A 22,388-nucleotide genomic window follows, 5' to 3' on the forward strand; every position below is an offset into this window, starting at 1 on the left:
GGCGCGACGGGTAGGTCACTTCGATGAGAGAGGCACATGTATGCGCCGAATTTCTCGGATCCTGGGAGCATTTGCCGTGGCGGGATCCTTGACCGTCTCCGGGCTGGCAGTGGCGAGCCCGGCGGTGGCGGACCAAGCCGGGGTGCTCGCGTGCAGTCTGGGTGCCAGTCCGCCGACCGCGGGCGCCAACGGCACCATCGTCGGAGTGGGTAGCCGGACCGACTGCGGCTCCAGCCGTGTGACGCTCACTGTCAGGGTGCAGAAGAAGAGGACTCTGCAGACGGACGTCACCGTCGGATCGCGCACGCATGCTCTCTTCGGCAACGGCAACATGAGCGTGGTCGCCGGTTGTGACGGCAACGCCACGTACTACACGGAGACGATCAGCTCCACCGGCAACAAGGTCAAGTCCGCCGAGCGGAGGCTCTGCTGAGCCGTCCGCTCAGACCCGGGGACCGCGGCAGGTGGGGTCGTCGCGGCCCCCGGGTGCCGGAGGTGTGCCTCCGCCCGACAGGGCGGCGCCCAGCGGGGTGATCAGGTGAAGTACCGATCCACCCCGCCTCCTTGTCGTGATCAGGCGCGCGTTGCGGAGGATTGCCGTGTGCTGACTGGCCGCCGCCACCGAGATGCCCAACCGCCGGGCCAACTCCGTTGTGGAGACGCCCTCCACCGTCGCCCTGAGAGCGGCGGCTCGGGTACGTCCCAGCAGCGCGCCCAGGTTGGCAGGGGCATCGTCCGATCCGGTCGAGTCCGGTGAGGTGGGCGCGCCGTGGACGGCGGGCACCGTCATGCGGGGTGCTTGAGTGATGTCGAGCGGATCCCACAGGAAGCTGACGGCGTTTCCCGCGAACAGGGTGGGTGTGATGACCAGCCCCCTGCCCTGTAGACGCACCTCCACCTCCCGTGGATAGGAGACTTCCAGGACCGGCCGGCGCCACCGGATCAGTTTCGGTTCCAGTTCCCGGAAGAAGGCGTCGACGCCACCGCCGAGCATCAGGTCGGAGTGCCGGGTCGACATCACCACCAGTTCGGTGCGCGCCCTGTTCCAGGAGGGGGCGACCAGGAGTCGATGGCAGGCGCGCAGCGCGGCGACGAGTTCCTGTCTCTCCTCGAGCCGCCCCGCCGCGACGGCGTGCGCCCACGACGCGTGCCGCGGGAGGAAGGTGATGTTCCGGAATTCGGCCTGCCAACGCGAATCGGAAACACTCAGAAGGTTGTCGACCGCGTGGTCGATGAACGGTGTGTCTCCGGCCAGGGCCAGCAGATCCGGGCCGATGCCGCCTGCCTCGAGGAGAGAGGTCAGGGGGCGCGTGTCCGCTCCCCGATCGCGTGGGCCTGCATGAGCCTCATGAGACGCCCTCGGCCGTCTGCTCATCACTGTTTCCAGTGCGTAGCAGGTCTCCGCCGCCACTCCGATGGTCGGGGCGAAGCGTATGCGTTCCAGGTCGGCCGTCGTGAAGTGAATGCGTAACACGCAATGCCTCCGTTGCATGGAGCGAAAGCCCGCTTTTCTTCTTCCGCGCGCCCCCGGTCGATCGACAGCCGTCCCGACCATCATGCCCAGATCGCCAGGCTACTTCACGGCGCCCGCCATCAACCCCGACTCCCACAACCGCTGGAGCAGCACGAACGCGATGACCAGCGGCAGGACGGCCAGCCAGGAGCAGAGCACCCCATGGTCAACCTCCAGGTTCGACGTTTCACCGCCGGCCGTGCACCAGCTCGTCAGTAGTCCCCGCGCCTGCGGAGGTAGCCCGAGGCAGGCCACCTGGCCGACTTCCTTGCGCTGACTGCCGATCGGGACTCCAGGCACCTGCCTGGCCCTTGCGCTGTCGTCACAGCAGCCCTTGCCCGCGTTCTGGGCCTTCCCGCATCGGCCCTGTCGCCGAAGCCGTAGGACGGCACGGGCTTCGCCGGCCACGAAGGCGGTCCCCTGGATTGTCATCGTGTGCGACGCGGTGAGCATGTTCGTGTGTACCTCCCTGCAGGAAGACGCCCTCTGTGGTGGACCGTTGGCCCGACGGGGGAGCCGGCTGTTCTGCTCGTCCATCGGCATCACCTGCGCCGAATGCGCTTCGTGAAGGGTCGGGGTCAGCGGGGAGCCACGTACTTGAGGCGGACCACCCCGTCGCACCGAAACGACGCCTGGGCCGCACGCGGACCCGGTCGGGGACGGTCCGCGTACGCGTCAGCCGACCCCGAGGCCGACCGCCAGTGTCAGTTCGAGGACCCGGTGCGGCGATGCGAGGTCCGGGAACAGCTCCCGCAGTTGCGACATCCGGTACCGGACCGTCTGGGGATGGACGAACAACGCCGCTGCCACCTCGTCCCGTCTGCCCTGGTGCAGCAGCCACGCCCGCAACGTCTCCTCCAGCCGCCGTGCCCTCGCGACAGGCAAGGTCCGCAACGGTGCGAGGGCCCGGGCGCGCAGGTCTGCGAACGCGTCCACGTCGGCGCTCAGGACCAGCTCGGGCAAGTGGTCCTCGGTGTCGCGGATGTCGGAGGAGAGGGAGCGCGCACGCAGGGCTCGTGCGTAGGAGGCGGACGCCAGAGTCCATGGCCGGGCCGGGCCGGCCACGGCGGTGCGGTCGGTCAGCCTCCGCAAGAGGAGTGATCGGTCGGCGTCGGGAACGAGCAGCACACCGGTGGCGTCCGGCAGATCGTCGAGGACGAGGGTGTTCGGGTCGAGCGTGCGGTAGGCCGGCCGGGCCTGGGCGGCGGGCAGCAGGACCGCGGTGAGCGAAACCGGAGGCTGCCACCCGGCCCGTTGAGCAGAGGCCAGCAGCACCTCCGGGCTCGCGCCGGCGAGGAGGTCGCGGGCCAGGTGTTCCAGCTGGCGCTCGTGGGCCCTGCCCTGGGCGGCCAGTTCGTCGGCGTGGCCCGCGGCGCTCGCGGCGGAGAGTTCGTCGATGTAGGCGAAGGTCAGCTCGGCGAACTTGGCCACCTCGGCGGCGGGCAGACCTGCCGGTACGGCACCCGCTGCCAGGCATCGCCAGGCCACGCGTGCGCCGACGCGGTAGGCGCTGAGCAGGGCGTCCATCGAACGGCCGTCGCGGACCTCCCCGCGGCCCAGCTCGTAGGCTGCGTCACCGGCGTCGCCTCCTGTGGCCTTCCCGCTCGCGAGGTCCAGGTAGTGCCCCAGGGCGGTGCGGACGGCTCGCCGGATGGTGGCGCCCATGTGGCCGGAGAGGGCGTTGGCGTAGGGAGGGACCTCGTCGATGATCGCCTGGACGACCTCGTCGGCGGTGGTCTTCAGCGTGGCCCGAAGTACGGTGACCGTCGTCTCGTCCAGGGCCAGTTCGCTCGCCCTCTGGATTGCATGACTCACTTCTTGTTCCCTGCGAATAAATCAGGCGATCAGATTCACGTCCTGCGGTCAGGACTTTACGCCCTGAGGCGCAGCAAGCTGGAGTCATGACGAGTGCAGCCCTGCGCGGCAGGGCGTGGAAACTGCTGGAGATGGTCACGACACCGCTGCTGCCGTCGGACTACCTCGACCTGGTCAGCCCGCTGCGTGCGGGCGCTGACCTGCGCGGGCGCATCGAGGCCGTGCACCCCGAGACGGGTGACGCCGCGACCATCGTGATCAGGCCGGGACGGAGCTGGCGCGGCCACACAGCCGGTCAGTACGTGCGGATCGGGGTCGACGTCGACGGGGTGCGCCTGTGGCGCGCCTACTCCATCACCTCGCCGACCGACCGCCAGGACGGCCGCTTCACGATCACTGTGAAGGCGATCCCGGACGGCAGAGTCAGCAACCACCTCGTCCGCAGGGCGACACCGGGCACGTTGATCCAGCTCGACCAGCCGACCGGAGATTTCGTGCTGCCCGAGGCCAGGCCTGCCAAGGTGCTCTACCTGACGGCCGGCAGCGGCATCACGCCCGTGATGGGCATGCTGCGCGACACCGAGCTCGACGACGTCGTCATGGTCCACTGCGCGCCGCGGCCGCAGGACGTGATCTTCCGCAACGAACTGCACGACCTGGTCGCGGGCACGAAGCTGCGGCTCACCGAGGTGCACAGCGACACGGACGGCGTGCTCGACATCGCCCGTCTCGACGAACTCGTGCCTGACTGGGCCGAGCGCGAGACCTGGGCCTGCGGGCCCGCGGGTCTGCTCGACGCCGCCGAGCAGCACTGGGCCGAGCACGGCGTCCCAGAGCGCCTGCACACCGAACGCTTCCGTCCCGGCATCGTCGTCACCGGCGACGGCGGCGGCGAGGTCACGTTCAGCGGCACCGGCAAGACCGTCGACGCGGACGGCGGCACGCCGCTGCTGGACGTCGGCGAGGAGGCGGGCGTGCTCATGCCCTCCGGGTGCCGTATGGGCATCTGCTTCGGCTGCGTCACGCCGCTCAAGGCGGGCGCCGTCCGCGACCTGCGCACCGGCGAGATCACCGAGGCCGAGCCGGGCGTGCTCATCCAGACTTGCGTGTCCGCCGCGGCGGGCCCCTGCGACATCGAACGGTAGGAGCATCTTGACCGCCATCGACCCCACCGCCCACCTGACCGCGGAGCAGATCGAGGAGCTCGGCCGCGAGCTGGACGCGATCCGCGACGAGGTGATCGCCGGCCGCGGCGAGAAAGACGCCGCCTACATCCGCAAGGTCATCTCGGCGCAGCGCAAGCTCGAGCTGGTCAGCCGGGGCGTGCTGCTGTTCTCGCTCTTTCCGCCGGCGTGGCTGATCGGCACCGCCGGTCTGTCCGTGGCGAAGATCATGGACAACATGGAGATCGGCCACAACATCCTCCACGGCCAGTGGGACTGGATGCGGGACCCGAAGATCCACTCCACCACCTGGGAGTGGGACCACGTCTCGCCGGCCGACCAGTGGAAGCACTCGCACAACGAGTTGCACCACACGTACACCAACGTGATCGGCAAGGACAACGACCTCGGTTACGGCATCATGCGCGTCGACGAGGACCAGAAGTGGCACCCGTTCCACCTCGGCCAGCCGCTGTGGAACTTCATCAACGCCTGCTTCTTCGAGTACGGCATCGCAGCGTACGACCTGGAGCTCGGCAAGAACCTGAGCAAGCGCCGCCGCAGGAACCCGGAGTTCCGCGCGCGGGCCAGGGCCGTGGGGCGCAAGATCCGCAAGCAGGTGCTCAAGGACTACGTGATCCACCCGCTGCTGTCGGGCCCGTCGTTCCTCCCCACGCTCGCCGCCACGTTCACCGCGAACCTGGTCCGCAACATCTGGTCCCACTCGGTGATCATGTGCGGGCACTTCCCCGAGGGTGTGCAGGTCTTCGAGCGCCGGTCGATCAAGGACGAGACGCGTGGCCAGTGGTACCTGCGCCAGATGATGGGCTCGGCGAACATCAGCGGCAGCAAGGCCATGCACTTCATGACCGGCAACCTCTCCCACCAGATCGAGCACCACCTGTTCCCGGACCTGCCGAGCAACCGGTACGCCGAGGTCGCCGTGAAGGTGCGTGCGCTGTTCGAGAAGTACGAGCTGGAGTACGTCACCGGACCCCTGCCCAAGCAGGTGTTCTCCGCGTGGCGCAAGGTGTTCCGGCTCTCGCTGCCGAACAGGAAGGCGGAGGTCAAGACGCCGGACCGCGAGCAGAGGCTCGTCGCGGCCTGATCCCGGTATCGGTTCGGCCGGAGGTCGGTCGCGGCGTCGCGGCGTCCGCCGACTGCTCGACGCTGCGGCAGGTCATCCTGAGGCGGCACTGGACCGAGCGTCGGCTGTGTCCCGCCTTCGGCGGAGCGTGGACGGCGGCGTGCCGGGACCGGGTCTCGCCTGCGAACCGATGGTCCCGTGGCCAGGACGAAGCCGACGGGTGCGTGGGCGGGACGATGTCGGTGCGGGTCCGGGCGCTGTCGGCGTCACGATGCGCCGACAGCGGCCGTGCTGCGCAGCGCTCCGCTCGGCGGCTGCGCTCAGGTCGTGCCGCAGCCGCCGAGCAGCGATCCGGACCGCATCCGGCGTTCCGGCTGCGGTCCTCGGGCTGCGGCGCTCCGGCTGTGGTGCCGGCGGCGAGGAACGGCGGCGGCGTTCGACGTCCACCAGGACAAGCCACCCTGCAGACCTGGTGGGGTGCGCCGAACGCGGGCGCTCGCGTGGCCGGCAGCGGCGCGCGGTTGTCCTGAGACGTCCCGATCACACGCGTACTGCGTTCGCCGGCACCGACCACGCGGTTCAGATGCCACAGGTAGGGGCGGACCAGTACGGGGAAGGGTCGAGTGCGACATGGGTGTGGTCATTGTGACCGGGATAGCCCGGACCGAGGATCTCGGAGAAGCCGTGCGTGCGGGCCTGTTGGGCGAGGCGGCAGAGCGACGGGGAGCCGGTCAGATCGGCGGCGTCGCCGTACAGGTGGCGGCTGGTGGACGAACCGCCGACTGCGTTGTTGCAGGCGTAGGAACGAAAGCCGCTGGAGACGGTGAGCGGGACGTCGCCGAGCTTGTGCCGCATCGCCTCCAGTTTCCACATGGTCTTCAGCGCGTTCGCCCTGGCGGTGGCCGCCGGGACGGCACCGCCCGACCAGTCGGAGTTGCAGCGGTTGAGCTCGGCGTAGGAGAAGTGGATCGGCGTGCAGTCCGCGTCCTGCAGCGCGTAGAGCCTGTTGAAGGTCGCCGGACCCGCGACCCCGTCGGCGGCAAGGCCGTACGCGGACTGGAAGGCCCGCACGGCGGCGGCCGTGCGGGCGCCGTACTGGCCGTCGTAGGAGAGACGCTCCCCGGACGTGACCCAGCCCGCCACCCGGATCTGCAACTGGGTGACGTCGCTGCCGGAGGCGCCCTGGGAGAGGGTTCGACTCCAGGTGTAGCACTCGTCGGCGTGTGCGGTGCCGGCGGTTGCGCCCACACCGACCACCGCCCCTGACGCGAGCATGACAATCACAGTGAGGAGACGTGCGAGCCGTCTGAGCATTCAGACCTCCCGGTCGTCGGTGCGACCAACCGCATGCGTGGCGGTCATCGGTCCCAGCCTGAGCCCAAGTGCTACGCGCGTCAACGGTGCGGTCATGGCGGGAGGGTGAACGGCGGCGGCTCTCGTCGCGTGAGCGTGCGCCCGGGAACGACGCGGAGTGAGGAGAGCACGGGTTCCGCGGACGCGGAGGGGCCGGGCGCAGCGGCGCCGGTGAACCCGGAGCCGCCGCCATGGTCGGGGGTGGTGTCGTGGTGAAATCCTCAGCGGCCCTTTGGCCCGTGTCGGCTCAGCCGCCGCTCTTGCGCCTGAACGGCCGCTGGTGCGCAGCCGGTCCGTGCGCGCCACGGACCTTCGCCGCGTGGGGGCTCGCTGCCACGTCAGCGGCATCCGCCTGCAACCCCCGCTTGCGCGCCAGAGCTTCCCGGAACTTGCGCTTCAGGTCGTACTGACCGTCGGCGTCGGGCGAGAGAGCGGAGTTCTCGGCGTCGGCCGGTTCCGAACTTTGTGGCGTTGCAGACTCTTCAGCCATTTCGACCTCCTGGGATCGGGCTTGTGAGACCACAGCTTGTCATGCCGTGGACCGCGTCCGGCTCCGACGGCCGATATCAGCAGCCGCTTACCTGCGATCTCGTCGGCGGACCAGCGAGTGCGACCCTGACTGCAGCGGGCCGACTTGGGCGGGATGGCGGTGGACACCGACAGGCGCTGTCACCGACGGGCACCTTCCCGAACTGCTGCCGGCACCTCGTGACGTCCCGGTCACGGATCATGACCGAGTCCCGCGGGCTCCCCGCGTCAGCTCTGCAGACCGAAGAAGTGGATCGGGGAGTTCGGCTCGAAGCCGATGCGCGGGTAGACCGGTGCGCCGGCAACGGTCGCGTGCAGTGTGGCGCGGGTCAGGCCGGTGACGCGAGAGCCCTCGTACAGCGCCTTGCGTGTGACTGCTTCCCCGTAGCCTCTGCGCTGCCACTGCGGGTCCGTGGCGACCAGGACGACGAAGAGCCGTCCCTCCGCAGCGATGGCGCCGGCGCACGCAACGGGGAGATCGCCGCGCATGGCCAGGTAGGCGTGCACGTCCTTCTTCCAGAGCGTGGAGCCGACGAGGCCGTCGCGTCCTGCTTCGAGGGGGAAACCGTAAGCACGCGAGTTGATGTCCGCATACACCTCGAGGTGTTCGTCGGTGGTCACACGGACGAACGTCAACTCCGGGTGGACGGGATCGGGGATGGGAAGGAGGTCGCCTGCCATTCCGGTCCCGGGAAAGGCGTACTGCAGCCCCGCCTGCTGGGCCGCTTCCTCCAGCGTGGAGCGGGCCCCGTCGTCGAGCAGGTCCTCGAAGAGCCACAGGAAGCCCGGATATCTCTTCGCCCGCATCAAGTCGGCCACTCGGGCCAGACGTTGGCGAAGAAGCCGTGCGTCGGCGCCCACGTCGGTGAGAGTGATGGCGTTCCAGAACGCGAACCGGCAGTCAGCCCAGCGAACAGCGATGCCGGGGAGGTCGCGCACGTCCGCATCCGCATCTCGATCGAGCACCATCGCACGCCACACCACCGCGAGTTGCTCCCTCGACTCGATGGACTGGGCGAGGTCCGTCATCGCATCTCCTTCATCGTCGACACTTCATGCGTACGCGATCCTTCCCTCTCCGCTCTCCCGGGTGACGCCTTTCGTGGTTACTGATCACTACAAGACGATCACGCCCGTAAGGTTCGGCAGCCGCGCACGCCCCTCCTGCCGGGCCCGCTCCAACGCACCGTATCCTCGCCGAACGGTGGAGCGCCGACCCCGACGTGCTCCGCTCCTCGTGACCGCGCTCGCCTTCGTCACGTGGCTCACGGGGCTGCGGCACCTGCCCTCGGCGACCGTGGGTCTGATCGGCCTGCTCAACCCGGTCACGGGCGTACTGCTCGGCATGGGGGTCGCCGGCGAGGAACTGGCCGTTCAGCACCTGTGTGGCCTGGTGCTGGTCATGGTCGGCGTCATCCTCGGCCGACCCGCGCGGGCGACACCGCTCGGCCACGCGGGCAGAAGCCCTGTTGCCCCCGAACGGTCACGGTCTTCCGGCACTCCCCCGGGCACGCACGACCGCCCGCCGACAGGGAGGCCGTTGGGAGTATGGAGCCGCCTTTCATCGCGGCTTCGCCGGTGACTTGGAGTCTTCTGCCCCCGGAGCTGCCGGCAAGGGCGTCGCGTCCACATCTGGTCGCGTGCGGACGGCGTTCACGCCGGGCCCTCGACGGCCCGCCACCGGTCCGCGCGGGATGCCGGTGCCGCGGCCGGTGGAGGGCTGCCCGTCCGTCTCGTCTGAGGGGGCGAGGTGTGCCCCGGTCAGGCGTCGATGATCACCGGGATGATCAGCGGCCGGCGCCGGTGGGTGCGGAACGCCCAGTTGCCTACGGCGCGGGCGAGGAGCTGTTCGAGCTGGCGGGCATCGCCGACGCCTTCCTGAGCGGCGTTGGCCAGCGTTTTCTCGATGACGGGGATGACCGGCTCGAAGGTGGTCTCGTCGTGGACGAAGCCGCGGGCCAGGAAGTCGGGGGGCTCGGTCAGTGCTCCGGTGTCGGCGTCGACGATGGCCACGACGGTGACGACGCCTTCCTCGGCCAGGGTGACGCGGTCCTTGAGGGAGGCTTCCGTCGCGCCGCCGACTTCCATGCCGTCCACGTACACGTTGCCCGCGGGCACCTTGCCGGTGATGGAGGCGCGGCCGTCCACCAGGTCGACGACGACACCGTCCTCGGCGATGACGACCCGCTCGGGGTCGACGCCGGTGCGGATGGCGAGGTCGGCGTTGGCTCGCAGGTGGCGGAACTCGCCGTGCACGGGCATGACGTTGCGGGGGCGGACGATGTTGTAGCAGTAGACGAGTTCACCGGCGCTGGCGTGGCCGGAGACGTGCACCTTGGCGTTGCCCTTGTGGACGACGTTGGCGCCCCACCGGGTCAGGCCGTTGATCACCCGGTAGATGGCGTTCTCGTTGCCGGGGATGAGAGAACTGGCGAGCAGGACCGTGTCGCCCTTGCCGATGCGGATCTGGTGATCGCGGTTGGCCATCCGGGACAGGGCGGCCATCGGTTCGCCCTGGGATCCGGTGCACACCAGGGTGACTTTGTGGTCGGGGAGCTTCTCCAGCTCCTTGGTGCTCACGACCAGGCCGGAGGGGACCTTCAGATACCCCAGGTCGCGGGCGATGCCCATGTTGCGGACCATGGAGCGGCCCACGAAGGCCACCTTGCGGCCGTACTGGTGGGCGGCGTCGAGGACCTGCTGGATGCGGTGCACGTGACTGGCGAAGCTGGAGACGATGACCCGTCGCGGTGCGGTACGCATCACCTGTTCGATCGCGGGGTTCAGTTCGCGTTCGGAGGTGGTGAAGCCGGGGACCTCGGCGTTGGTCGAGTCGGTGAGGAACAGGTCCACGCCCTCCTCGCCGAGGCGGGCGAAGGCGCGCAGATCGGTGATCCGGTCGTCCAGGGGGAACTGGTCCATCTTGAAGTCACCCGTGTGCAGCACCATCCCCGCTTCGGTACGCAAGGCCACCGCGAGACTGTCCGGGATGGAGTGATTGACGGCCACGAACTCGCAGTCGAAGGGACCGAAGCCGCGCCGGTCGCCCTCGCGCACGCGCACCGTGCGGGGCCTGATGCCGTGCTCCTTGAGCTTGGCCTCGATGAAGGCCAGGGTGAGCTTGGAGCCGACGAGGGGGATGTCCCTCCGCTCCCGGAGCAGATAGGGCACGCCGCCGATGTGGTCCTCGTGGCCGTGGGTGAGGACGACGGCGACGATGTCGTCGAGGCGGTCCCGGATGGAGGTGAAGTCGGGCAGGATCACGTCCACGCCGGGCTGGTTCTCCTCCGGGAACAACACCCCGCAGTCCACGATCAGCAGCTTGCCTGCATGCTCGAAGACGGTCATGTTCCGGCCGATTTCGCCCAGACCGCCCAGGGCGGTCACCCTCAGAGCACCTTCGGGCAGGGGCGGGGCGGCTTTGAGTTCGGGGTGCGGGTGGCTCATACCCTCACGTTACCGAAGAGTCCCCGCCAGGACGATCATCTGTTTGCAGGCGAGGCGCGGTACGACCTCGAGGATCGCCGGCCCGGGTGCCCGGCCGCGTGACGGGGGTCGCCGCCATCCCTCTCACCACGAACGGAAAGACGGGCAGCGAGGCCGTGAAGAGGCCGCTGGCTGCCACGCGCCGGCAGCGCTCCCCCACCTCTGGTGCTCCCAGGCCCTGCGAGGGTTCCTGATCCCGTCGCCGTACCCGAGTGCGGCACCGCGTCGGTGGGAGTGCGCGGGCCTCGTCAGGTGGAGAAGGAGAAGTAGAGCGTCTCGCTGTAGAAGGAACCGAAGTGGCTCTGCCAGTCGGCTCGGATCGAGGCCAGCCAGTCGTCGTTGTGGCCGGCGATCGCCGCCTCGGCCTGGGCCACGGCGTCGGGGATGTCCCCGGACGCCAGACGCTGCACGCCCGCTACCGGGTCCTGGTCCGTCATCGAGACGATCTCCCCGGTCTCCAGGATGAAGTAGGTCGCCTGCTGCTTGTCGAGGTGCGCCCTGGTCGTGGCAACGCATGCGGCGAACCCGGCGTCGTCCTCCAGGCCCTTGCCGACTGCGCGCAGGAGGTCGCACAGCAGGGCCGCCCCGTCGGCGTAGTCCGCGGCGATCCCGATCGGAGGGTTCCAGATCATGGAGGGAACGACCGTCGTTCCGCGCCCCACCATGAGCTTGTGCGCGAGCGGGATGTCCCAGTTGTGTTCGGATATGCATCGGACCGGCTCGGGGATCTCCGCCTCGTTCGGCATCGAGTCCGCGGAGTGGAGACAGGAACGGTTCGCCATGGTCGGCGACGCCAGCACCGCGGACCGACAACGCCCCCGCCCGCACGACCCACCCGCGCGGGCACACGCGGGTGGGACTCGGCACTTCACTGCTCACCGGGGGCGTGCTCCGGGCGTGTTCTCAACTGCCGGTTGCCGCGTCATCAGGCGTCGTGGGTTCGCTGCGATGTTCCCGACGGTGAGCCGCCTGGTGGCCGACGTGGTTCCGAGCGTCGTCGCGGCCGAGGTCGAAGCGCTCGGTCAGCTCGCGCAGGTCGGCTCGGTAGGCCGCGACGTTGCGGAGTTTGACCTCCTCGAACCCGCGGACCATGTCGGGGAGTGAGGCGATCTGCACGGCCACCGCGTGGTTGGCGGGGGTCAGAGCGGACGACAGGTGGATGATGCGCTCGGTGTAGTCCTCGAGCAGGGCCCGCTCGACCTTGCGCACATGAGCCCGGCCGAAGGGATCGAGAGCGGTTCCGCGCAGCCGGCGCATGCGGCGGAGGGCGGTGAAAGCGGGACGGAACCGGGCACCGAGCCGGATCTTGCGCCGCATACCGAGAACCCGCAGCACCGGGGGTTGCAGATTCCACTGCGCCCGTGCCCCGGGACCGAACAGTTCGGTCACCTCGGCCGCGACGCTCTCGTCGAGGGCGAGGCGCGCCACTTCGTACTCGTCCTTGTAAGCCATCAGCCTGAACAGGTTCCTGGCCACTGCCGTGGCCAGCTCGTCGGACCCGGGCAGGACCCGTCGCTCGCGCTCGTGGACCGTGTCGACGATCTCGGCGTAGCGGGCGGCGTACCCGGCGTCCTGGTAGGCGCTCAGCTCCGCGGCACGGTTCGCCACGAGCCGGTCGAGCGGTGCGGCCTCGGCAGGCGAGTCCGCGGTCGCGGGCTCGGACACACGCCGGGCGCTGCGCTTCACGGCGGCTGTCACCGCGTTGCGGTCCGTGACCCACAGCCGCCCGTAGCGGAACGCCTGGAGGTTGGCTTCCACGGCGACGCCGCTGATCCGGATCGCTTCCTCGACGGCGGCGGCCGGCAGCGGAAGGCCGCCCATCTGGAACCCGACGCCGATCAGCAGGGTGTTGAGGTACTGGTCGTCGCCCAGCAGGGCCAGCACCGTTTCCCGGGCGTCCAGCACCGCCGCGCCGGAGCGCACCCGCGTCAGCAGCCGGTCGGTCATGGCGGTGGTGTCGGGATAGGTCTGGCGGACGTCGGCGACCATGTGACCGGTCGCGACCTTCGCGGTGTTGAGCACCGCGACCGTCCGCTCGGGCGAGGTCACCGTGAGGTTGGTTTCGTCGGCAGCCACCAGGAGGTCGCAGCCGATGTAGAGGTCACATTCACCGGAACCCAGTTTGTTGGTGTGCCCCTCCCCCGCGCGGTGGAAGCGGATGTCGGAGACGACCGCGCCACCCTTCTGCGCCAGTCCGGTCTGGTCCAGTGAGCGAGGCGTCCAGCCGGCGAGCAGCCCCGCCGTGGCGAGGACCTGGGAGAGCGTGACCACACCGGTGCCGCCGACACCGGTCAGCCGGACACCGAAGCAGCTCCCCGTGACGGAGGGGGCCGGGTCGGGAAGGGGCGCGTCACCGAGCACCCGCGCATCGTGCTCCAGAGCGCCCGCGGGACCCGTCGCCGAGTCGACGCCGGTGATCGTCATGAAGGCCGGGCAGTCGCCCTCGAGGCAGCTGTAGTCGACGTTGCACGAGGATTGGTGGATCCGGGTCTTGCGACCGTACTCGGTCTCGACCGGCTGCACCGACAGGCAGTTCGACTTGCGGCCGCAGTCACCGCAACCCTCGCAGATGCGCTCGTTGATGAACACCCGGGTGGTGGGCTTGTCCTGCTTGCCGCGCTTCCACCTGCGTCGTTTCTCCGTGGCGCACTCCTGGTCGTGTACGAGCACCGTGACGCCGGGAACACCGGCCAGCACCCGCTGGGCCTCCTCCGTCCGGCCGCGGTGCCAGACCCTCACGTCGTACGGCAGCCGCATGCGCCGGGTGCGGCGTACGTCGTCGGAGGTGACGATGATGCGGGCCACCTTCTCGGCGCGCAGGACGTCGACGATCTGCCGGAGGTTCATCGCCCCGACCGTGCGCTGGCCGCCGGTCATCGCGACGGCGGAGTTGTAGAGCAGCTTGTAGGTGATGTTCACGCCGGCCGCCACGGCGGCCCTGATCGCCAGGGAACCGGAGTGGTCGAAGGTGCCGTCACCCAGGTTCTGCAGGTAGTGCCCGCGCTCGGTGTACGGGGCCATGCCGATCCACTGCAGTCCCTCGCCGCCCATCTGGGACAGACCGGTGACCGTGCCGACCTGCTCCTCGTCCATGAGCAGCACCATGGCGTGGCAGCCGATGCCCCCGCCGACCAGTGAGTCGTCGGGCACCTTGGTGGAGCTGTTGTGCGGACAGCCGGAGCAGAAGTAAGGGGCACGCTTGGGGAGTCCGACCAGCGGGAGCATGGTGCGGCCCCCGGTGCGCCCGGGGTGCCGCTGCTCCACTGGAACGCCCCGGGCCCGCAGCTCACGGGCGAGCGGGCCGATGATGGCGTCGGCGTCGAGCTCACCGTAGGACGGGATCAGCTCCTCGCCCTGCTCGTCCTCCTTCCCGCAGACCCTGGGCGCACGGGCGCGACCGTAGAGGGCTTCCCGCACGGCGGTCTCCAGGAAGGGGCGCTTCTCCTCGACGACGATGATCCGGTCGAGGCCGGCGGCGAAATCGGCGATCGTCTCGGTGTCCAGGGGATAGGGCATCGAGACCTTCAGCAGTCGGATGCCGGCTTCGGTGAGACGCGTGTCGGTCAGCCCGAGTCGATCGAGGGCGGCGCGCAGCTCACGGTAGGTGCGGCCGGGGGCGACGATCCCGATGACGTCGTCGTCCCCGCGCAGTTCGATCCGGTTGAGCCGGTTGAGCCGGCAGTACTCCCGGGCCAGCCGCAACCGGGTGGTCACGAGGTCCCGTTCCAGTGGACCCAGGGTGGGCTGGAGGAGCCGGGCGGTCGGACGGTGGCGGCCCGAGCCCGGCGGCAGGACCGGCGCCGGCCGCTCGATCCCGAGATCGACGAGCGAGGAGCCGTCGGCGACCGCGGTCACGATCTTCAACCCCACCCAGAGACCGCTGGCGCGTGACAGCTCCACCCCGTGGAGGCCGAGGTCCAGCACCTCCTGGGAATCGGCCGGGTACAGGAACGGCATGGCGAGGTCCATCAGCGCCAGCTCCGAAGCGCAGGGGACGCTCGACGACTTCGCGGCCGGGTCGTCGCCCACGAGCACCAGGGCGCCGCCTGTGGGGTGGGCCCCCATGAGATTGCCGTGCCGCAGCGCGTCGGTGGCCCGGTCCAGGCCGGGGGCCTTGCCGTACCAGAGCCCGAGTACGCCGTCGCGCGTGGCGCCGTCCAGGGTGCTGACCAGTTGGCTGCCCTGTACCGCGGTGGCCGCGGCCTCCTCGTTCAGCCCGGGCACGTGCCGGATGTCGTTGGCCTCCAGCAGGGGCCGGAGGCGGCCCAGCTCCATGTCGTAGCCGGCCAGTGGCGAACCCTCGTAGCCGGAGATGAAGGTGGCGACGTCCTTCCCCGCGGCGAGGTCGCGCCGGTGCTGGTCGATCGGCAGCCGTGCCAGCGCCTGGACACCGGTGAGCTGCGCGCACCCGGCCGTGGCCTCGTAGCGCTGGCGGGGGTCGACCGGTACACCGTCGTCGGGACGGGAGTCGGCGTCGACGTTGGTCGTCATCTCGCCTCCTGTTCGTTCTCGGCCGAGCGCGGAGTGCGCTGAGCCGCAGTCGCACCAGCATGGGCCCGTGGCCTGCCCCGGACGCCGGCAACTGGTCCGTCGGACCAGAACGTCCGCCCCTTCACTGGACCTTGTGATCCATCGGCACAGAACGGGGAGGGCTCGGGGCCATGGCTCGGGGCCCTCGTCGAGGACCACGGAACGCGGAACTCACGGCAGGACGGCCCTGTGGCTGCCGGTCCGCCCTCACCGGTGACGCCTTCCGTGGTCGGTCGGCGCCGGTCCGGAGGCTTTCGTCTCGTGCGACGCGAGGTCATGGGCCACCAGGGTCAGCAGCGGTGCGACGCGGTTCGGCAGCCGCTCGCTGAGGGCGATCTCGGTACGGCAGCGCACCACACCGGGTAGGTGCAGGAAACGCTGGATGACCTCCTCGACGTGTTCGGTGTCCCGGGCGGCGACGCGGCACAGTACGTCCCCGTCCCCGGCCGTGGAGTGGGCCTCCAGCACCTCGTCGACGAGCGCCAGGGCCCGGGTCACCCGTGCGAGCTGTCCCTGAGCCAAGTGGAGGTGGACGAACGCGAGGATGGGGAAGCCGAGCTGGGCCGGTGAGAGCCGTGGCGCGTAGTCGGCGATCACACCGAGCCGCTCCAGGCGGCTCACCCGCGTGTGCACCGTCCCCCGGGCGACAGCGAGGGTACGGGCGAACTCGCGCATTCCGGCTCGGGGCCGGGCCAGGAGTTCACGCAGGATGGAGACGTCCAGTCCGTCGAGAGCGGCCACGATGACCTCGCAATGTCTCGGTGAGGGGCTCGGTGAGGATGGGCTGTCGTTGTGCGGCCGAGCCGGTGGTCCACCGGCCGCCGCTGCGGCCTGCCCGCCGGGAGTCAGACTCTGGCGCGGATCAGGAACCGGAGAGCCAGGCCGGGTGCGCTGCGGGCCCGGCGACACGGAACCACGCCGTCCCGCACCGCCCGGGGCTCAGCTCGTGACGGCCGCGGCAGTTCCCGCGCCTGCGGCGGCTGCCGCGACGGTCCGCAGCACCGCGGTGTTCACTGCCGCTGCGCTCCAGCTGGCCTGCTCCAGCCGCTTCGCGCGGGTGTGGACCGCGCCCGACCACGGAATCACGCGGTGCAGGCTCGGCAGAGTGCCGCTCGCGGACAGCAGGGCGATCAGCGCCGCCGTACGGTCGTCGGGTTCCTCCCCGTCGATCAGCACCGCGCGGACCCGCTTCACCAAGGCCTCCTTGTGCCGGGTGTCGGCGGCCCGGGTGGCCGTCGTGCGGAAGACGCCCCACCTGCGCTTGCTCTCCCGGCGCAGCATGCCCCGCTCGACCAGCCGGTCGAGGACGGTCTCGCGCAGCCGCAGCCCGGTGCCCAGCTCGATGAGGAGGGTCTGGACGCCGCGTACCCGTTCGGCGGTCTTCTCGCCGGCCGCCCGGAGCACCGGGTCGGACAGCGGCTCGCCGGCGACGGAGTGCACCCGCAGCCCGTTCAGCGTCCGGTCGTGCGCGTCGACCCGGACCCGGCCGGCCTGGGCCAGCTCCACGAGCACGGCGCCGCCCAAGGTGTAGTAGAGGGTGCCCGCGCCGGCGATCGCCCCCGATTCGTCGTCGAACATCAGCAGCATCAGATCCTCGACGATGAGCGGATTCTCGCGCATGGCTCCTCTTCCTTGCTCGGGTGGCACATCCGCATGACGTGCCTGCCGGGACATGCGCCCCCACTCTTCCGTCAGGGGAGCGCAGCGGCAGCGGGACACGTCCTGACGGTCTGGGCTGTTCCCGGTGTTCGCCCCCTCGGTCCGCCCCCGCGGTGGAACGGAGCCGCTCCGCCGGACCGGGGGCGGCTCGGTCGGCGCGTGCACCAGCACCCGTCGGGCCCTTCGGGACGGTCATGCGCCGGCGGTGCGGGCCGACGCCTCACGTGTCATGACGACGTGCCTCTCGTGATCACGACGGATGACGGCCGGGTGGCCGCGTCGTAGGCGGCGTGGGCCCCGGTGGCGCCCATGCCGCTGTCGCCGGCCGGTTCCCAGACCATCTCGGCGCTGCCGCCCTGCGACTGGTTGATCGTGACGATGCCCGCGGGCAGCCGCGTCGCCGCCTCGATGTGCTCCGGGTCCCCGGTGTACACCGTCGCGGCGAGGCCGTAGCGCGACCGCGCCGCCCTCCGCAGGCCGGTGGCGAAGTCGGGCACGACGGCGACGGGCGCGAGCGGCCCGAAGGTCTCCTCGGACATCACCAGCATCGAGTCCTCGACACCGGTGAGCACCGTGGGCGGGTAGTAGTAGCCCTTGCCGGGCGGCTCCTCGCCGCCGGTGCGGACGACGGCGCCGCGCCCGACGGCGTCGGCGACGTGCCGTCGGACGATGTCCCGCTGCCGCTCGTCGACCAGCGGGCCCAGCACCTCGCCGGGGGTGTACGCCCCGGCCGCCGCCACCAGGGCGTCGGTGAACTCCTCGGCGACGTCCTGGTGGACGTAGATGCGTTCCACCGAGGTGCAGATCTGGCCGGTGTTGAGGAAGGCCCCCTGGGCCACGGCCTCCGCGGTGGCCTGGACGTCGACGCCCGCGTCCACCACCACGGCGTCCTTGCCGCCGAGTTCGAGCAGCGCCCGGTGCAACCGGCGGGCGGCGCCGGCGCCGACGGCCCGGCCGGCCGCCACCGAACCGGTGAAGTGCACGAGCTGGACGTCCTCGTGCTCCGCGAGCGGCGCGCCGGCGCGGACGTCACCGAGGACGAGGTTGATCACCCCGTCCGGCAGCCTGAGCAGCTCGCACAGCCGTACGGCGGAGAGGGGTGAGCGTTCGGAGGGCTTGACGACGACGGTGTTGCCGGCGGCGAGCAGCGGTCCGAGGGCGCCGAGCAGGACCGCGACCGGAAAGTTCCACGGCGTGATCACCGCGGTGGCGCCCAGCGGGTGCCGCACGACCCTGGTCTCACCGTGCGGGTGCGGGAAGGTCCGCTCGAAGGGGTAGGACAGGGCCCGCTCGGCGGCGGTCCTCATGCCGGCGGCCGCTGCCTCGATGAAGGGCCGGCCGAGGTCGAGCGGCTTGCCCATCTCCCGGCGCTCCAGTTCGGCGAGTTCGTCGGCGTGCGCGGTGACGACCTCGGCCCACTCGGCGATCCGTGCGACCCGCTCGGCGACCGGCAGCGCCGCCCAGGCCGGCTGCGCGGCCACGGCGGCCGCGACGGCCCGGTCCACGTCGGCCGCGCAGCCGGCCGGTGCCCGGGCGACGAGTTCCTCGGTGGCCGGGTCCACGACGTCGATCAGGCTGTCGCCGGCGGTGTCCTGCCAGACGCCGCCGACCAGGATTCTTGCGATGTTCACGGGTTCGGTCCCTTCAGTCGAGGCGGTCGGCCATCAGCTCGCCGGCCATGATCACGGCGAGGTTGGTGTTGGCGCGGGGCACGAACGGGAAGATCGACGCGTCGACCACCCGCAGCCCCTCCACGCCCAGGACCCGGCAGTCGCCGTCCACGACCGTCGCCGGGTCGTCGGCCGCGCCCATCCGGCAGGTGCTGGTGCCGTGCTGGGTGTCCACCACCGTGGCCAGGAGGTAGGCGTCGAGGTCGCGGTCGCTGTCCAGGGCGGCGAACAGCTCGCGGTTGGCCTCGGCGACCGGGGCGGTGGTGATCCGCTCCGTCTCGCTGCCGCGCGCCAGCTCGACCAGTTCGCGGACCCCGGTGCGCATCCGGGGCAGGTCCCGGGGGTCGGAGAGCATGCGTTCGCGCACCAGCGGGTGCTGGGCGGGGTCGGTGGAGGCCAGCGTGAGTTCGCCGCGCGAGTAGGTGCGGTTGAGCCACACGCCGTAGGACCCGATCCGCTCGCCGGGGGTGGCCGAGCCCAGCGCCAGCACGTTCTCGTTGAGGGCGACGAACATCAGGTCGTTCTCGGGGGCACCGGGGCCGCTGGTCCGGCGGACGCAGACGTTGGTGTGCCGGTCGTCCCGCGTCCTGTTGCCGGCCGCGTCGGTGAGGTGCAGCAGCACCGCCGCCAGCGGGTGGTCCTGCAGGCCCTGGCCGACGGGCAGGTCGTGGCGCACGTCGATGCCGAGCGTGCGCAGGTGTGCCGCCGGGCCGATGCCGGAGCGCATGAGGATCGCCGGTGAGTGGATCACCCCGGCGCTGAGCACGACGGTGTCGGCGTGTTCGGTGCTCACCTCTCCCCCGCTGACCACCCGCACCCCGACGGCCCGGTCGCCGTCGAGGAGCACCCGGTCCACCAGGCTGTCCCCGCGCACCGTGAGGGTGTCCAGGTCGCGGGCCCACTCCAGGTACCCGTCGTTGACGGTGACCCGCCGGCCGTGCCGGGAGTTGACCGGGTACGGCGAGATGCCGCTCCCCGACGGGGCGTTGACGTCCTCGCACCAGCCGTAGCCGGCCGCGTCGCACGCCCGGGCCAGGGCCTTGTCGACGCCGCCCCAGTCCTGCCGCGGCACCCGGTGGACCGGGATCGGGCCGCCACGGCCGTGGTAGGGCTCGTCGCCGAACTGTTCGTCGTCCTCGAGCCGGGCGAAGTAGGGCAGCACGTCCCCGGGTCCCCACCCCGTGCACCCCTGAGCCCGCCACTCCTCGAAGTCGGCCATGGGCGGGCGGATGGCGATCTGCCCGTTGACCGCCGAGCTGCCACCGGCGCCGCGGCCGCGCCAGTACAGCTCCGGCTCCTGGTGGTCGGTGCGCGTGGCGTTCAGGCCGGGCCACATCAGTTCCTCGGAAGCCTCCTTGTCCAGCAGGGCCAGCCGGGGATTGGGCGAGCGCCAGACCTCCTTCATCTGTGCCGACCGGTAGTCCGGCCCCGCTTCCAGCAGCAGTACGCGCCTGCCCCGGGCCGCCGTGCGGGCGGCGAGGGCGGCGCCCGCGGATCCCGCTCCCACGACGATGACGTCCCAGTCGTTGCTCGTCACTGTCCGGCCTTCCCATGAGTCGATGTCGTGCAGTCGGTGGCCGCGTGGCCCGCGCCGGGGAGGCGGGGCCGCGTCACGGTGCGGCCGCCGCTGCGGGGACGCCCATCACCTGGTCGAGGACGCGCATGGCGTTGCCACCGAGGACCTTCCTGATGTCGGTCTCGGTGAAGCCGCGCTGCTCCATCTCCTCGGTGATCCGGGGCAGGTCCGAGGGCCGGCGGATCTCGGCGGCTTCCCAGGTGGCGGCCATGCCGGGGATCGCCCAGCCGCCGTGGACCTCCCGGTAGTAGTCGTCGATGAAGTCGGGGCCGAGCCCGACGGCGTCGATGGAGGTGACCGAGGCGAGGTGTTCGATGTGGTCGACCACGCGGGCCGCGGTGGGGCGGCCCGGGTCGATGAAGGGCGGGATGGCCGCGGCCACGCCGATGACCCCGCCGAGTTCGGCGACGCCCTTGAGCTGGGTGTCGGTGAGGTTGCGGTGGATGTCGGTGACGGCACGGCACGCCGAGTGCGTCGCCAGCAGCGGACGGCCGGCGAGTTCCAGCACGTCCTCGACCCCGGCGAGTCCGAGGTGGCTGAGGTCGTAGACGATGCCCAGGCGTTCCATCTCCGACAGGACCTCCCGGCCCTGCGGGGTGAGGCCGCCGCAGGCGGTGTCGTCGACGCCGCTGCCGTCGGCGAGCAGGGTGCGGCCCAGGTGGGCGAGCGAGACCACCCGGACACCGATGCGCTCCATCGTGCGGATCAGTTCCGGGTCCTGGCCGAGGGCGTGTGCTCCTTCCAGGGCGATGACCAGGGCGATCCCGCCGTCCGCCGTCGTCTGCCGGATCTCGGCGGCGGTGCGGCAGACGGTCAGCTGCGGGTACTGCTCGGCCAGCCGGTGGATGCGCTCGACGAGCAGCAGGGTGCGGCGCAGTGCCCCCTCGGACTGGAATGGCTCGTCGATGAAGACCGGGAGCACCTGGACGTCCACGCCGCCGGCGCGCAGTTCGGGCAGCCAGAAGTCGCCGAAGTAGTCGGGCCGCCCGCGACGGTCGAAGTGGTCGACCAGGAGGATCAGGTCGTTGTGCAGGTCGGCCACCAGGGCCTCCCGGTGCAGCGCGGTCATCGTCCGCCTCCGTCCGGCGTCCGGTGCGGGCCGGACAGGCCCGCCTTGCGCAGCAGGTCGGTGATGACGTCCGGCATGTGGGCCATGAGGAAGCTGAGGTGGCCGTGGCGGCCGTAGACGTGCAGGTCCGCCCCGGGGACGGCGCGCGCGAGCCAGACCGAGTGCTCGTAGTGGATCATCCGGTCGAGCCTGCCGGTCCAGATGCTGACCGGGGCGGTGATGGCGCCGAGGTCGAAGCCCCAGGGGGTGACCAGCGCCAGGTCGTCCTCCAGCCAGCCCTCGACGCCGGTGGAGACGGCCTTGCGCAGGCCCGCCACGAAGGTCTCGCCGAACTCGGTGGTGAACAGCTCCTGGTCGACCGGGGGCAGCGTCCCCCGGAAGGCGTCGACGAAGCCGGCCGCGCTGAGGTCGTCCCACTCGGCGACGGTCCGCTCCAGCCAGGGGCCGACGGCCTCGCGGCCCTGCTCGGCGAGTTTCCACTCCTCGACGTTCTCCGGTCCCATCCCGGCGTAGTAGTCCAGGCCGTCCGCGTCGATCGGTGCCGGGCTCACCACGGCGGCCGCGGCCCGGCAGCGGCCGGGCAGCAGCGCGGCGCAGGCCAGGGCGTGGGGGCCGCCGCCGGAGCCGCCCATGGTGACGAAGGTGTCGACGCCGAGGTGGTCCAGCACCCGGGGCAGGTCCTCGGCGATGTCGGCCATCACCCGCCCGGGCCGGGCCGTGCTCAGCCCGTACCCGGGCCGCCCGGCCACGACGTAGCGCAGGCCGAACGCGTCGCAGACCCGTGCGTGGGCCGGCCGCGGGACCAGGCCGCTGGGGGTGCCCCCGTGCCAGACCAGCGTGCCGTTGGTCGCCGTGCCGTGGGTCAGCACCTCCGTCACCCGGCCGTCGGGCAGCGGCACGAGGTCGTGATCCCATCCTTCGGCGGCGTCGCTCACGTCG

The 22,388-nt window shown here is 70.9% G+C and carries 19 protein-coding genes; 4 read left to right on the plus strand and 15 right to left on the minus strand.

All coding sequences use genetic code 11. The features are described from left to right. Positions 1-76 precede the first annotated feature (76 nt). Entirely contained in the window at positions 77-433 is a 357-nt protein-coding gene (locus Q5694_RS26515; RefSeq protein WP_333935887.1) for a hypothetical protein, read from the plus strand. A gap of 9 nt (positions 434-442) precedes the next feature. On the opposite strand, the gene Q5694_RS26520 is transcribed toward Q5694_RS26515, so the two are convergent. From Q5694_RS26520 to Q5694_RS26530, 3 genes are all read right to left on the minus strand, one after another. Beyond that, positions 443-1,474 (minus strand): ArsR/SmtB family transcription factor, encoded by a 1,032-nt coding sequence (locus tag Q5694_RS26520; RefSeq protein ID WP_333935888.1) that lies wholly within the window; start codon positions 1,472-1,474, stop codon positions 443-445. Between the two features lie 99 nt (positions 1,475-1,573). Then, positions 1,574-1,813 (minus strand): hypothetical protein, encoded by a 240-nt coding sequence (locus tag Q5694_RS34885; protein WP_443040946.1) that lies wholly within the window; start codon positions 1,811-1,813, stop codon positions 1,574-1,576. Between the two features lie 375 nt (positions 1,814-2,188). After that, positions 2,189-3,328 carry a PucR family transcriptional regulator gene (locus Q5694_RS26530; RefSeq protein ID WP_333935889.1) on the minus strand — a complete coding sequence of 380 codons (1,140 nt, stop codon included), beginning with the start codon at positions 3,326-3,328 and terminating at the stop codon, positions 2,189-2,191. An 86-nt stretch (positions 3,329-3,414) separates the two neighbouring features. On the opposite strand from Q5694_RS26530, the gene Q5694_RS26535 reads away from it, so the two are divergent. After that, complete coding sequence (locus tag Q5694_RS26535) at positions 3,415-4,473, plus strand: ferredoxin reductase (protein ID WP_333935891.1); 1,059 nt, start codon at positions 3,415-3,417, stop codon at positions 4,471-4,473. A gap of 7 nt (positions 4,474-4,480) precedes the next feature. Beyond that, positions 4,481-5,599, plus strand: a complete 1,119-nt coding sequence (locus Q5694_RS26540) for a fatty acid desaturase family protein (protein WP_333935892.1) — start codon at positions 4,481-4,483, stop codon at positions 5,597-5,599. 558 nt (positions 5,600-6,157) lie between these two features. On the opposite strand, the gene Q5694_RS26545 is transcribed toward Q5694_RS26540, so the two are convergent. The 3 genes from Q5694_RS26545 to Q5694_RS26555 form a co-directional block, all read right to left on the minus strand. Continuing rightward, positions 6,158-6,892: a D-Ala-D-Ala carboxypeptidase family metallohydrolase gene (locus Q5694_RS26545; RefSeq protein WP_333935893.1), complete on the minus strand. Its 735-nt coding sequence runs from the start codon at positions 6,890-6,892 to the stop codon at positions 6,158-6,160. A gap of 286 nt (positions 6,893-7,178) precedes the next feature. Further along, the gene (locus tag Q5694_RS26550; RefSeq protein ID WP_333935894.1) at positions 7,179-7,421 is read right to left on the minus strand and encodes a DUF5302 domain-containing protein; all 243 of its coding nucleotides are present in this window, start codon (positions 7,419-7,421) and stop codon (positions 7,179-7,181) included. Positions 7,422-7,687: 266 nt separating this feature from the next. Further along, positions 7,688-8,488 carry a GNAT family N-acetyltransferase gene (locus Q5694_RS26555; RefSeq protein ID WP_333935895.1) on the minus strand — a complete coding sequence of 267 codons (801 nt, stop codon included), beginning with the start codon at positions 8,486-8,488 and terminating at the stop codon, positions 7,688-7,690. 208 nt (positions 8,489-8,696) lie between these two features. On the opposite strand from Q5694_RS26555, the gene Q5694_RS26560 reads away from it, so the two are divergent. Continuing rightward, positions 8,697-9,041: a DMT family transporter gene (locus Q5694_RS26560; RefSeq protein WP_333935896.1), complete on the plus strand. Its 345-nt coding sequence runs from the start codon at positions 8,697-8,699 to the stop codon at positions 9,039-9,041. A 179-nt stretch (positions 9,042-9,220) separates the two neighbouring features. On the opposite strand, the gene Q5694_RS26565 is transcribed toward Q5694_RS26560, so the two are convergent. From Q5694_RS26565 to Q5694_RS26605, 9 genes are all read right to left on the minus strand, one after another. Next, on the minus strand, positions 9,221-10,906 hold the full coding sequence (locus tag Q5694_RS26565; protein WP_333935897.1) for a ribonuclease J: 1,686 nt from the start codon (positions 10,904-10,906) through the stop codon (positions 9,221-9,223). 287 nt (positions 10,907-11,193) lie between these two features. Further along, positions 11,194-11,727, minus strand: coding sequence for a DUF7822 domain-containing protein (locus Q5694_RS26570; protein ID WP_333935898.1), 534 nt, complete (start codon positions 11,725-11,727; stop codon positions 11,194-11,196). Between the two features lie 121 nt (positions 11,728-11,848). After that, positions 11,849-15,436: an indolepyruvate ferredoxin oxidoreductase family protein gene (locus Q5694_RS26575; RefSeq protein WP_333935899.1), complete on the minus strand. Its 3,588-nt coding sequence runs from the start codon at positions 15,434-15,436 to the stop codon at positions 11,849-11,851. Positions 15,437-15,682: 246 nt separating this feature from the next. Continuing rightward, entirely contained in the window at positions 15,683-16,216 is a 534-nt protein-coding gene (locus Q5694_RS26580) for an Lrp/AsnC family transcriptional regulator (protein WP_333935900.1), read from the minus strand. Positions 16,217-16,414: 198 nt separating this feature from the next. Beyond that, complete coding sequence (locus Q5694_RS26585) at positions 16,415-17,095, minus strand: GOLPH3/VPS74 family protein (RefSeq protein WP_333935901.1); 681 nt, start codon at positions 17,093-17,095, stop codon at positions 16,415-16,417. Positions 17,096-17,361: 266 nt separating this feature from the next. After that, complete coding sequence (locus tag Q5694_RS26590; RefSeq protein ID WP_333935902.1) at positions 17,362-18,765, minus strand: aldehyde dehydrogenase family protein; 1,404 nt, start codon at positions 18,763-18,765, stop codon at positions 17,362-17,364. A gap of 13 nt (positions 18,766-18,778) precedes the next feature. Continuing rightward, on the minus strand, positions 18,779-20,341 hold the full coding sequence (locus tag Q5694_RS26595; protein WP_333935903.1) for a GMC family oxidoreductase: 1,563 nt from the start codon (positions 20,339-20,341) through the stop codon (positions 18,779-18,781). Between the two features lie 73 nt (positions 20,342-20,414). Continuing rightward, positions 20,415-21,449, minus strand: a complete 1,035-nt coding sequence (locus Q5694_RS26600; protein ID WP_333935904.1) for a dipeptidase — start codon at positions 21,447-21,449, stop codon at positions 20,415-20,417. Further along, on the minus strand, positions 21,446-22,384 hold the full coding sequence (locus tag Q5694_RS26605; protein WP_333935905.1) for an alpha/beta fold hydrolase: 939 nt from the start codon (positions 22,382-22,384) through the stop codon (positions 21,446-21,448). The genes Q5694_RS26600 and Q5694_RS26605 overlap by 4 nt, the downstream gene beginning before the upstream one ends. Between the last annotated feature and the right edge of the window lie 4 nt (positions 22,385-22,388).

This window comes from Streptomyces sp. AHA2 (assembly GCF_036857595.1).
GTDB lineage: Bacteria > Actinomycetota > Actinomycetes > Streptomycetales > Streptomycetaceae > Streptomyces.

Coding starts and splice junctions, on each gene's coding strand:
- Q5694_RS26535 (WP_333935891.1), top strand. CDS start 3,415: ATGACGAGTGCAGCCCTGCGCGGCAGGGCGTGGAAACTGCTGGAGATG.
- Q5694_RS26575 (WP_333935899.1), bottom strand. CDS start 15,436: ATGACGACCAACGTCGACGCCGACTCCCGTCCCGACGACGGTGTACCG.
- Q5694_RS26545 (WP_333935893.1), bottom strand. CDS start 6,892: ATGCTCAGACGGCTCGCACGTCTCCTCACTGTGATTGTCATGCTCGCG.
- Q5694_RS26600 (WP_333935904.1), bottom strand. CDS start 21,449: ATGACCGCGCTGCACCGGGAGGCCCTGGTGGCCGACCTGCACAACGAC.
- Q5694_RS26550 (WP_333935894.1), bottom strand. CDS start 7,421: ATGGCTGAAGAGTCTGCAACGCCACAAAGTTCGGAACCGGCCGACGCC.
- Q5694_RS26555 (WP_333935895.1), bottom strand. CDS start 8,488: ATGACGGACCTCGCCCAGTCCATCGAGTCGAGGGAGCAACTCGCGGTG.
- Q5694_RS26585 (WP_333935901.1), bottom strand. CDS start 17,095: ATGCGCGAGAATCCGCTCATCGTCGAGGATCTGATGCTGCTGATGTTC.
- Q5694_RS26570 (WP_333935898.1), bottom strand. CDS start 11,727: ATGGCGAACCGTTCCTGTCTCCACTCCGCGGACTCGATGCCGAACGAG.
- Q5694_RS26565 (WP_333935897.1), bottom strand. CDS start 10,906: ATGAGCCACCCGCACCCCGAACTCAAAGCCGCCCCGCCCCTGCCCGAA.